We start from the raw sequence: 12,608 nt of genomic DNA, 5'->3' as shown, positions 1-12,608 counted from the left end.
GAGTAAACCAGTTGATTTAATTGCTATTTTTAATTTCACAAGTTGGAAAATGCAGAATTGGAAAATTACAAGAATTCGCTATAAAACAGAGTTGGTTTGCTTTTTTATGCAAGCTAAGTGCTTCTTCTATTTTCTCTTTATTAGTGATACAAACTTTAGGATTGAGATTTATAGCAATAAAACGGCCGCTTCCGTCTTCCAAAACCTCCAGCGTTGCCTCAGCTTCGTCTGTATAGGAAACCACGTCGATCCCATTTTGGCCGCAAACATACAAGTACGACATCATGTGACAGGAAACCACACTGCTCAATAACAAGTCTTCAGGATTGTACAAATCAGGATCGCCTTTGAAAGCTTTAGCAGCCGAAACATGTAAAACCGCTTTACCGTCAATCGCTATGGTATGACTCTTAGTATACGTTACCGCTTCCTTTTTAGAAAAAAACCAATCTAATTTGGCTTTAAATATATGTTTGAACCTCATCTTTTTTTTTATTTCAAAAGTACATAAAAACGAGACTACTACTGCAGAAAGATTTTTTGGGCGAATATTAACTAAAAATTCACCAGTTTTATAAATAGAGTAAATAAAAAAAGTTTTAGCTTCGCAGGAATAAACAAAACACGCAGCTTAAATTTTGGTAAATCACTACCAAAATCAATGCGGTTTCTAAAACAATCAAAATGGCATCAGGTTTTTTCGCACTATTAGATGATATCGCAGCAATTATGGATGATGTTGCGGTTATGAGTAAAGTGGCAGCCAAAAAAACGGCGGGTATTTTAGGTGATGATTTGGCAGTAAATGCCGAAAAAGCTTCCGGATTTGTTTCATCGCGAGAGCTTCCCGTATTATGGGCAATTGCAAAAGGTTCTCTGCTCAATAAAGTAATCATTTTACCCATCGCTTTTCTGTTGAGTGCATTTTTACCGGTAGCAGTTATCATAATCTTAGTGCTTGGAGGACTTTATTTAGCCTACGAAGGTGCCGAAAAAATATACGAATACTTCTTTCCGCACGAACATGCAAAGCACGAAATTTCGTTGGAACCAATGACCGAAAAACAAATTTTAGCCTTTGAAAAAGAAAAAATAAAATCGGCTATTGTCACTGATTTTATCCTCTCTGTAGAAATCGTAATTATTGCACTAGGAACTGTAATTGGCAAACCCATTTTATCACAAATAATGGTTGTAACTATCATTGCAATCATAGCAACAGTGGGCGTTTACGGCATCGTAGCCTTGATTGTTCGCATGGACGAAGCAGGTTTAAAGTTAATTAAAGTTAATAGCAATGAAGGTAGTTTTACCAATAAACTAGGAAATGTATTAGTGCAAGCGTTACCCAAAGTCATCAAAAGTTTATCTGTAATAGGAACAATTGCTTTACTATTAGTGGCAGGCGGAATATTTGTCCACAATATTTATTTTTTATACGATTTATTACCACAAGTACCGGCTATCCTCACAGAATTTGTAATTGGACTTGCAGTTGGTTTACTAGTTTTAGGGATTGTAACCGCATTCAAAAAGATCATCGGCAAAAAGTAAGCAGCAATTCAATACATTTTAATCACAAACATAATTTATAAACAAGGAAAACATCAGTCAAAAGGCTGGTGTTTTTTTATGTCTTTTTTAGGAGCAGACAACATCATTTTTTCATCACGAGCTGTCCCGCTGTCCGCAGTATCTTTTTATAAACGCAACCCTTTCGGGTTTCATTTATAAAAAGGATTCTTGCTCCCATCGGGGCTAAGTGATATTATTTTTTAATTAAAAGATGACAAAAAAGTGATAAACATCCTAAACAAAAAAAATATCATCAAATACTTACACCTTTATTTAGTATTTTTGAACTGTAACATAAAAAAAATATAATGAATATACTACATCTCACGGATTTACATTTCAATTCTGAATCGTACGAAAAGTTTACTCAACATGATATGATAAATAAATTATTATCATTTTTAACTAGTTTAGATAAAAAAATTGATTTAGTGATATTTTCCGGAGATTTGGTTTACAGTGGAACTAATTCTAAAGATTTTACAGATGCAAAAAATATTTTTTTAGATAAACTTTGTAAAGAATTAAAAATCAGTGAAAATGAAATAATCTTATGTGCTGGAAATCATGATATGGATAGAACCTACAAATCAGATAGCTTAGAAGAAAAATTTGAAAATAAAATAAAAAGCAGTGATAGTTTATTTGACTTCTTCAAAAATAAAGATTATGATTATCATACAGCAATAAAAACAACCGAGAATTACAATCTATTTATTAAAGATTATTATAAAAACAATAAAAACGTAAAAATTAATGATTTATATTCCATTCATAAAAAACAAATAAACGATAGTGAAATAGGAATTTTATCAATTAACTCTTCATGGAGATCAGTTGATGACTCATCAAATGGGAAGTTATTATTCCCTAAATTTTTATTAGAAGAAGCTTTGTTTGAATTAAAAAATATAAAGTGTAAATTTATTGTACTACACCATCCTATTCATTGGTTTAAAGATTTTAATCAAAGTGAGTTACAAAATTTAATTTTTAAATCTTGCAATATAATGTTCTCAGGACATATCCATGAATCTGAAATAACTACACATTACAAACAAAATAATGGGATTTTTGCTCATGTTTCACCCGCATCGTTAACTTGGGAAAAAGATTTTATTGGTTTCTCAATAATTGAATATGATGAAAAAAATGAATCAAATGCAAATGTATATAAATACCATTTTATAAAAGAAAATGATAATTTTAATTTTATAGAAGAAGTTAGCGTAAGGATTCCTTGCGGTGAAGAAAAAAATGAACAAAATCGAATTAGAGAAAAAATCAATTCTAAAATTAATTTAGAACTCTTAAATTCAAAAGATTTACTTCTCACAAATAATTATGATGAAGAAAATGATTATGCATTTTTAGACTTATTCAATAATCCAAAAATTAGTTCAAGACCTAAACAAGATATAAGTGAAAATTTAAATGTGGAAAGCGATAAATTTGAATTTGAAATTTTATTAAAGAACCAAAATAATTATTTTATTTACGGTCAAGATAAGTCCGGAAAATCCTCAATACTTAAGTACATCCAATTATATCATTTAAAAAACTATATCAAAAATGGTAATATTCCATATTATATTGATTTTAAAAATGAGAATTCTAATTCATTAATTGATGATATAAAAAAATACTATGAACTGAGCAGACAAAAAACTAAAGAATTAATTAAAAGTCATAATTTTAGATTACTTATTGATAATTTTGATCCAAATAATCCATTTACAAAAACAATTGACGCCTTTTTAACGGAATATCCAAATGTTAATTTTGTACTCACTAGTGATTACTTAACATCAAGATTATATGATGATTATCAATTTGATGCTCGAGAATATAAAAAAATATATCTTCATGATATCTCTAGGAATGATGTTAGATTATATATTGAAAAAAATGAGGTATCTATAAAAAAAACTCAAGACGACATTTTAAATAAAATAATTAGCTTTTGTAAACAGCTTGAGCTGCCTCTAAATTATTGGACCGTTTCTTTATTATTGATGATACATAAAAAATCGCAAATTGATTTATCAAAAAACATTTACAATTTATTAGATTTATGTGTTGACGAAATATTACAAAAGAAAATTAATGTTTTAACGTCTAGTAAAGTTTCATTTGGGCAGTTAAAAAGTATTTGTGCGCATTTGGCGAAATTTTTATTAGAAGACAATAATACAAACCAATACACTAAAACATATGTCGAGGTATTATCAGAACTTGATAATTATTTTAAAACAAATAATCGTGTCAAAGCTCAATCAAGAGAAATACTTGAATACTTAATTAATTCCGGAGTTTTAAAAATGAAAGAAAATGAAAGAATTACTTTCAGATTAAATGGAATTTTTGAATTCTTTATTGCTCAATCTATGTCCGAAGATATTACTTTTAGAGACGAACTTCTAGAGGACCAGGTTTATCTTTCTTTTAAAAATGAATTTGAAATTTATGGAGGGATTAGAAATAATGATTCTGAATTTCTTTCCAAAATATTTGAAAAAACTAAAAATTATTTTTCAAATATCAATAATGCTTATAAAGAAATTGGGACTTCAGAATTAATATTGATTTCAAAAGTTTCTGATAAAAATGATGTAAATCTCAATAATATTGCAAAAGCTCTAAAACCGGTCGTTTCATTAGAAAATAATCAAAAAGATTTAATTTATGATGAATATGACCCCATAAACAATATTAAAAGTGATGTGTCTTTAAAAAGAGTTTTCAATGTTGCAAAACTTGATTCTGAAGTATATGAAAGATATATTGCTATACTGGCAAGAGTATTTAAAACTATGGATGGTGTAAATGATTCAGAATTACTTTCAAAAATTATTGATCTATTACTTGAGACATACATTAATTTTGGCTTCTTCATTCATGAAGAATTTGAATGTGAATTATCAAAAATAGAGAATGCAGAAAATAAAAATATTTTAGAAATAATTACAAAATTCTTGCCTTTTATAACGCAAGTAACTATGTCTGATAATGTTTCACAACATAATATTGAAAATCTAATAATTGAAAAGATTGATTCACTCAAAGTAGATTCTAAAAATAATCAGTACAAATTATTCATTCTTTATCTAACTCTAATGGATATTGATGAGCAAAATATATTTAAATATACAGACGATTTAATTAATGATATTGAAGTTAGTGTTTTAAAATATTCAACTATTTTAAAATTAAACTTTTATTTTACTTTTAAATGCGCAAATAATAAAAAGCTTGGTGATTTTTTAAAAGAAAAAATAAAAAATGCTCAAATGAAACTTGATAACAAAACTGACAGGGACAAATTACAACATTCGCTTGATAGCAGAAGGAAAGGAAATTATCTTAAGTAATCCTAGCTCTCCTGCGACTCCCGACTTCAGACTATTTAAAACCAACCAAATAAAAAAATATGATAAAAATAATGCTTCTCCTTGCCTATTTTACGGTTTGCAATTTAACTTATTCTCAAGCTGACAAAGTTGATGTTGCAATAAAAGACTTGATGCAAAAAAATAGAATTGTTGGTTTGCAATTGGCAGTTATTAAAGATAATGTGATTGTTAAAACAAGTCATTACGGATTAGCATCTATTGAAGATTCAATTGCAGTTGATAGCCAGACTGTTTTTAGCATTAATTCCATTACTAAGGCATTTACAGGAGTTGCGATCATGCAATTAGTCGAAAATGGTACATTAAATCTTGACGAACCTATTTCAAAATATTTGGATAAACTGCCTAAAACCTGGCAAAATATTACCGTAAAACAAATAGTAACTCATCAATCAGGACTTCCTGAAATTTGGGATTCACAAGGAAATATGTTGTCTGAAAACAGTGAAACATTATTCCAAAAAATAAAAGAATTACCGCTTATTTTTAAACCTGGTAAAGAATTCAGAGACAGCCAAGCCAATTACCTGCTACTTGGAATGCTTATTGAAAAAATAAGCGGACAGTCATTTGAAAAATTCATTGCAGAAAACCAGTATAAAAAAGCGGGAATGAAGAATTCCATCAAAGCTGGAATAGGCGATTTTTACAACATAATTAAGCACTCCGCAAAGCCCTATTCTTATTTTAGAAATAATATTCTAACCAATGTGTATCAACCAATGCCTTCAAATTTGTTTCCAGCCGGTGGAATCTATTCAACGGCAACTGAAATGGCGCATTGGATAATTGCATTGCAAAGTCATAAATTAATTAATGCTGAAAATCTTAACACGCTTTGTACTCCAATACGATTAGATAATGGAGAAATATATCAAGAAGACGGTTTTCTAAACCAGAGTTCGATTGGTTTTTATTCCTCTTCAAGAGTCAAAAACCCTGTAATTGCTTCTCTCGGTGGTAATAGAAATGCTTTATACATTTATCCAAAAGATAATGTTTCAGTAGTGATTTTGACAAATTTAGTAGGTTCTCGTCCAGAAAATTTCATCGAAGAAATAGCAAACTTATACGTAACGGCGGATAAATAATAAATACCGCATTTAGCACCGCTCGTGAATACCAACAAAAGTATATAGCTATTAATTTTTTTTGAGGAGTAAATGTAGGAACCACAGTATCTTTTATAAAGCAACTCTCTCTCGAGTTTCATTTATAAAAAGGATACTTGCTCCCATCTGGGCTATTTGACAACGATTTTTTTCCAGAATAAAGATTTCTAATCATTGTTGTCCGATAAAAAATAAAAACGACTGTTTTATTTTTTTATAGATCTGTTGTTCAGCTGTTTAGTTTTTTGAATCTCTCGTTTCTTAAAACAAGGCATCAAAAAAATGATAGTTGTTCTATTTCGGTTTTATCAATAATCCAGTTTTTTTCTGGATTTTCTAAAAATTTCATCAATTGGATATAATTGAAAAGATGGATTTTGCAAAAACTAACCAAGTTTGAAAATGCTCAACTTCTTTTTAGCCTCTTTTTTATCACAGCAATAAGTAAATTGACAATCAAAACACAATATATTTGAATCTTAATGGCGTTTTCATTATCTCCTAAAAAATATCTCAGCGGATAATTTTGCTTTAACTGTTTAAAAAGCAATTCGATTTGCCATCTTATTTTGTATAATGCTGCTATTAAATCAGCTCTTAACTCAAATAAATTGGTGATAAATTCAAATTCTCTTTTGTTTTCTCTGTCATAAAATTTTACTTTTCTGACTTTTAACTTTGAGGTTTCTTTTATGTCCTTAACCTCTATTTCAATAATTTCATCCGACAAAACGCCGCTATGAATTTCATCTGAAACTTCTTTTACTGTTACAATATCATAATTTGCATTGTCTTTTATTCGAGTTACAAATCCTGTTCCTTTATCTGTAAAATGTTTGAAAGCCTTGTAATCATTGTATCCTTTGTCAAAAACATAAATAGTGTTGTCATCACATTTTAGCTTTTCTAAAAAATTATGGTCGTGAGTCGTCGCTGGGCTAAACCATACTAAACTTGGTACTTTTTCATCGGCATTAATTACCGTGTGAACTTTAATTCCGCCTTTTCTTTTACCGTCTTTTGACTTTCTTCCAACACAACTCAAAATATCTTTAAACAAACTAATTGTTGTACTATCGACAATTTTAACCTGCTTTTTTAGAACATCTTGAATTCGGCTGTCCGACAAAACTGAACTATATTCGAACAACAACTTATTATATATATCTTCAAAAAAATCAATCTTTCTATTCTTGTTTGCATCGGATAAATACTTCGTTTTGGAATGTGACTCAACTGAAAACTATCTGTTTTACCAGACAATCCAAGCATTGCTCCAGATACTTCTCGTAGTGAATTACACTTGGCAAACGAACAAAAAAGCATACTTATCAGATGGTCTTTACTCTTAAAACGCTTGACATATCTATCTGAATCGCTCTTTTTGACCGCATCTTTTATAATTTTATCGTCAATTAAAGAAATCAGCTGTCCGAAAACAGATTTACTGGAAAAATAATTACTTTTACTCATCGTTTTTTGTCTTTTGCAAAACCAAATTACGATTTTAATTGAGAAGCCATTTTTATGGCTTCTTTTTCATTTGCTTTTATCGGACAACAATGATTTCTAATGAAGTCTTTACTAAAGTTTAGATTCTGTTATAAATCATGTAGGAATAAAAAAAGGATTGCTTATTTGTAAGAAAATTTTAATATATTTGAAAAGAAATAAAGCAAAATAAACCTTGCCGATCAAGCCATTTTTGTGTGGATATAAGAATATTGATTTCACCGATATACTAGTTAGTCGTAATTACACACCAAAAAAAAACGCATAAAAAAGAAATAAACATACAATGATTAAAACATTAAAATTGCTTTTATTTATTCCATTAATTTCTTTAGGACAAGAAAAAACTGAAATCAAATCTGAATATCCAAATTATGTTGGAGACATAGAATTTAATTCAGAATCTGACAATAAAGATTTTGAGTTATGTAATTCAAAACATATTTTTCAATACTTTAATATTGGTGACGGTTTGTTATATCAAGGAGAAAAATTGGCTATTGAAAAAGAGTTTGCTAAAAAATATCAATCAGAAATCATTAAAAATGAAACTGGGTTAATCAGAATTAATTTTGTAGTTAATTGCAAGGGAAAAATAGACAGATTTCGTCTACTTTCTATGGGAGAAAATTACAAAGAAAAAGCTTTTGTTAATTCAATAACAGAACAACTTATGAGTATTACAAAAAGCTTAAAAGGTTGGAAAGGGAAAAAACACAAGGAAAATGAAATCGATTATTATCAATACTTGATTTTCAAGATAGAAAATGGACAATTAAAAGAAATATTACCTTGAAAAATTTAACTTACTTATTTTTACTTTGCCCTATTTATTTATTTTCACAACCAAATTGTAATGATTTTTTATACAAAGGCGATACTTTACAATATAAAGCCTGTATTGAGGCGGAAAAAACGGAAATATATTATCAATTTCAAAGAGAGTTTCAAGAAACTCTGGATAATGCAATTAAAATTTGCCCAAATTTTGCATATGCGTACAGAGAGAAATCAACAGCATATTTAAAAAGTGGAGACTTTTTAACTTGGAAAAAATTAATAGACAAAGCAGTTGATTTAGATTGGGGTTCTCATTTAGGTTATCGTGCTTGGTGTCGGTATCAATTTTTTCGAGATTACATGGGAGCAATTAAAGACATTGAAAAACTTGACAGTTTGGCCAACTATAATATTGGCTATTCAGCAAATGGAGATTATCATTTGAACATAACAAAAGCTATTTGCTATAGCGCCATAAATCAAAAGAAAAAAGCGATCAAAATATTCAACGAACAATTAAAAACAAAAGATTATTCGGCTGGATTATATGATTATTATCAATTAGGCGTAACTTATTATGAAGTTAAAGATTACACAAATGCTTTAAAATCATTCGAAAAACAAACTAAAATAAATGAGTTTGCTGATAATTCTTACTATAAATGTAAGGTTTACAAAACATTAAAAAACAAAAAAGAATATAAAAAGTACAAAGAAATCGCATTGAAATTATATGCTGAAAATAAAAAAATGTTTGACCCTTATACTCGACATTTTAATCGTGTCTATTATGAAACAATTAAAAACGAATAAAAACTACCACTAGCAGCTAAAAATTCGTTAAATGCGCAGCACGAACAATAAAACCCGTGCTGAATAGCTTGCCTCGTTTTTTTGCAGTAGAACCCATCACTGGCAGGAACTTTGTACTTATCGTAAAGTTTAGAGAGAGAATATGAAGAGGATTTAGTATCTTTTTTTTTGTGCGGTAAAATCAAGATGGTTTTTACGTGTTTTCCTTCACTTTTGAGCATAAGTTGATTTACCCATAAAATCAGCTTTTACAGGGAATGGTAATTTGGCTGCCTGCTGCCGCAGAATCTATTTATAAACGCAACCCTATCGTGTTCCATTTATAAAAAGGATATTTGCTCCCATCGGGGCTATTTTACAACGATTTTTTTCCAGAATAAAATTTTCGAAAATAGTGCTTTATTAAAGTTAAATTCTGTTACTATTTATATAGGATAAAAAAGATGATTGTTTATTTATAAGAAAATTTTAATACATTTGAAAAGAAATAAAGTAAAGCAAAGTTTGCCGATCTAACCATATTTGGGTGGATAAACACAGGTTTATTTAATCTATATACAAGTTGGAGGCAAGTGCAAAAAAAATATCGTATGAAAAACAAATTATTGATTTTAATAAATTTATTCGCAATAGTTCAATTATTTGGACAAAGAACTGTTGTTAAAAATGTAAATATTATTCCCATAAATCAAAATACAATCTTAAAGAACAAAAGTGTTTTAATTGAGAATGGAAAAATTATTGAGATTAATGATTTTAAAAAATTGAATCTTGATAAAACAGAAAAAATAATAAACGGAAAAAATAAATACTTAATGCCAGGGCTTGCAGATATGCACGTGCACTTACACGAAAAGAAATCTTTAGATACTCTATTAGTACTAAATATTTCAGCAGGTGTTACTCAAATAAGAGTTATGAATTCTGATGTAAATCAAGCAGAATTGAAAGAAAATATGCATCAAAAAATCAAACCTACAATACATTATAGTTATATTTTCAGCAAACAAAATTCCACAAATCAGATTGACAGCATATTTAATGATGTAAAGAAAAACAATTTAGATTTTATAAAATTATTTTCTGTTAAGGATGAAAATACATTTGATGAATTAATGGTTCGTGCAAATCAAGAAAAGAAAATCGTTTGCGGACACTATCCATCCAGCGTTTCAATGAGCAAAGTTTTAAAATCAGGTTTTAAAAGTATTGAACACTTATCTGCTTATCCAAATGATGAAAACATTAACAACTTAGATGAAAATATAAAATTAACTAAAGAAAACAACGTTTATAATTGCCCAACATTTGATTATTTTGTTACTGTTTTTAATTATCAATATCCATATGATTACAAAACTAGATTAACTTATCAAAAAGCACCAAAATCCTATATAGACAAATGGGAAAAAGATTTGAAAGCAAAAATTGAAAAAGTCGGAGAACAAAAGTTTTTAGAATATGGTGAAAATTACAAGGCAAAATTTGAAAAACAAAAATTAATTTTTACAAAATTGTATAAAAACGAATGTCTATTACTTGTTGGAAGTGATCCATCAGGTTTGTTTCAAATAAGTGGTTTTTCAATGCACGACGAAATGTTATTTTGGTCAAAGTTAGGAATTGATAATTATACTATTTTAAAATCAGCAACCTTAATTCCTGCTCAATTCTTCGAGGAACAAAATGAATGGGGAAGTGTCGAAGTTGACAAAGTTGCAGATTTAATAATTTTAAATAAAAATCCACTTGAGGATATTAGAAATCTATCAACAATAGAAACTATTATCAAACAAGGAAATGTATATAACCAAAAGGAACTATTAAATAAATTTAAATAACACCCCTAGGTCCGCAGTATCTTTTTATAAAGCAACTCTCTCTCGAGTTTCATTTATAAAAAGCGTATTTGCTCCCATCTGGGCTATTTGACAACGATTTTTTTCAGAATAAAGTTTTCGAATAAAGTGCTTTATTAGAGTATAGAATCTGTTACTTTTCATATTTGATAAAAAGACGATTACTTATTTGTAAGAAAATTATAATGTATTTAAAAAGAAATAAACCGAAACAAACCTTTGTCAATTTATCTATTTTTAGGTGGATATACGAAGGTTTATTTCGTATGTATATGAGTTGTGTACCATTTTACCAAAACGAACCAAAAAACGAAAAAACAAAAACTTAAAATTTTAAAATGAAATTATTCTTAAAAGTTATTATCTTTTTTACACTATTTAGTTCAATAAAAAGTCAATCTCAAACAATTGATACTTTGGTGGATGTAGGAAATCATAAACTACATTTTACCATTATAAAAGGTTCAGGAATTCCAATTCTTTTTGAAGCAGGTGCTGGAAGTGCTGGAAGAGTTTGGAATTCTATTCTGCAACCAATTGCAGATTTAACTGGAGCAACAATAATAACATATGATAGAGAAGGTTTAGGTAAAAGCACTATGAATACTTTAGAAACTGAAGACTCAAAACACGGTATGTTAAATAGCCTTGTTGATTTAGAAACAGGATTAAAAAAATTGGGTTACAATAAACAAATTATGTTAGTTTCTCATTCTTTTGGCGGTTACTTTTCAACTTTATATTCAGTAAGGAATCCAAATCTTGTAAAATCGATTGTATTAATAGATGTAAACCATAATTTTATGGAAAAGTTTGTAGAAAGCGATTTAAAAAATCAAGAACTACTTATTCCAGAATGGAAAAAAAACAATCTCCCTATATATTACATGGCGGCAAATATACGCGAAACTGTTAAAATGATGAGTGAAATTTCAATTCCACAAAATATTCCAGTTGTAGATTTAATTAGTGGAATTGCATCTTTTAAAGAAACTGAAAAAGTAGAACATTGGAAAGAATGTCATAAAAATTTTGTTGCTAGTCATCCAAAAAGTATCGGTATTACCGCATTTGAATGTGGTCACGGAATTTGGTTTGATAATCCAACTTTAGTCATAACAACAATAGCTAAAAGTTATGCTGAAACTCTAGATAAAAAACAGAAAACAGAAGTTTATGAACGTACTCTAAATTATGCCATTAGTTCATCAAACAACGTCAAAAAAGAAAATATTACTTACATACATTCGGAAGACAATCTGAATAATTTAGGTTACGAATATTTAAACAAGAACGAGAATGAAAAAGCTTTAGAAATTTTCAAATTAAACGTATTATTATATCCTACCAGTGGAAATGCTTACGATAGTTATGGGGAAATACTATTAAAAATTAACAAAAAAGAAGAAGCAATTAAAATGTATAAAAAGTCTATTGAATTAAATCCCGAAAATGAAAATGGCAAAAGAGTTTTAGAAGAACTTTTAAAACAATAGTAAATGAAAAAACGTACGCAAAACAGCCATTTTGAGCTAGCTGGAATT

The 12,608-nt window shown here is 28.6% G+C and carries 10 protein-coding genes; 7 read left to right on the top strand and 3 right to left on the bottom strand.

The genetic code is table 11. The features are described 5' to 3' along the window. Window positions 1-16: 16 nt before the first annotated feature. Window positions 17-484 (bottom strand): OsmC family protein, encoded by a 468-nt coding sequence (locus ACNQGO_RS06105; RefSeq protein WP_417984684.1) that lies wholly within the window; start codon window positions 482-484, stop codon window positions 17-19. A gap of 200 nt (window positions 485-684) precedes the next feature. On the opposite strand from ACNQGO_RS06105, the gene ACNQGO_RS06100 reads away from it, so the two are divergent. The 3 genes from ACNQGO_RS06100 to ACNQGO_RS06090 all read left to right on the top strand — a co-directional run bounded on the left by ACNQGO_RS06100 (window position 685) and on the right by ACNQGO_RS06090 (window position 6,079). Next, on the top strand, window positions 685-1,554 hold the full coding sequence (locus ACNQGO_RS06100) for a DUF808 domain-containing protein (RefSeq protein ID WP_417948027.1): 870 nt from the start codon (window positions 685-687) through the stop codon (window positions 1,552-1,554). Between the two features lie 329 nt (window positions 1,555-1,883). Then, window positions 1,884-4,946, top strand: a complete 3,063-nt coding sequence (locus ACNQGO_RS06095) for a metallophosphoesterase (RefSeq protein WP_417984683.1) — start codon at window positions 1,884-1,886, stop codon at window positions 4,944-4,946. Window positions 4,947-5,005: 59 nt separating this feature from the next. Next, on the top strand, window positions 5,006-6,079 hold the full coding sequence (locus tag ACNQGO_RS06090; RefSeq protein WP_417984682.1) for a serine hydrolase domain-containing protein: 1,074 nt from the start codon (window positions 5,006-5,008) through the stop codon (window positions 6,077-6,079). 427 nt (window positions 6,080-6,506) lie between these two features. Here the strand turns inward: ACNQGO_RS06090 and ACNQGO_RS06085 are convergent, their stop codons facing one another. Beyond that, window positions 6,507-7,265 carry an IS4 family transposase gene (locus ACNQGO_RS06085; protein WP_417984722.1) on the bottom strand — a complete coding sequence of 253 codons (759 nt, stop codon included), beginning with the start codon at window positions 7,263-7,265 and terminating at the stop codon, window positions 6,507-6,509. Then, complete coding sequence (locus ACNQGO_RS06080; protein WP_417984681.1) at window positions 7,199-7,573, bottom strand: DUF4372 domain-containing protein; 375 nt, start codon at window positions 7,571-7,573, stop codon at window positions 7,199-7,201. The genes ACNQGO_RS06085 and ACNQGO_RS06080 overlap by 67 nt, the downstream gene beginning before the upstream one ends. 325 nt (window positions 7,574-7,898) lie before the next feature. Between ACNQGO_RS06080 and ACNQGO_RS06075 the strand changes: the two genes are divergently transcribed. From ACNQGO_RS06075 to ACNQGO_RS06060, 4 genes are all read left to right on the top strand, one after another. Beyond that, window positions 7,899-8,408 (top strand): hypothetical protein, encoded by a 510-nt coding sequence (locus ACNQGO_RS06075; protein ID WP_417947739.1) that lies wholly within the window; start codon window positions 7,899-7,901, stop codon window positions 8,406-8,408. After that, a complete protein-coding gene (locus ACNQGO_RS06070; protein WP_417947737.1) occupies window positions 8,405-9,205 on the top strand; it encodes a hypothetical protein in 801 nt (266 codons plus the stop codon). The genes ACNQGO_RS06075 and ACNQGO_RS06070 overlap by 4 nt, the downstream gene beginning before the upstream one ends. Window positions 9,206-9,795: 590 nt before the next feature. Further along, a complete protein-coding gene (locus ACNQGO_RS06065; protein ID WP_417984680.1) occupies window positions 9,796-11,046 on the top strand; it encodes an amidohydrolase family protein in 1,251 nt (416 codons plus the stop codon). A gap of 356 nt (window positions 11,047-11,402) precedes the next feature. After that, window positions 11,403-12,560, top strand: a complete 1,158-nt coding sequence (locus tag ACNQGO_RS06060) for an alpha/beta fold hydrolase (RefSeq protein WP_417947758.1) — start codon at window positions 11,403-11,405, stop codon at window positions 12,558-12,560. The last annotated feature ends 48 nt before the right edge of the window (window positions 12,561-12,608 follow it).

The sequence above is a fragment of the Flavobacterium frigidum genome, assembly GCF_048286735.1.
Classification (GTDB): Bacteria; Bacteroidota; Bacteroidia; order Flavobacteriales; family Flavobacteriaceae; genus Flavobacterium.
The sequence above is the reverse complement of the archived record's forward strand: the minus strand, read 5'-3'. Positions and strand labels throughout refer to the sequence as shown.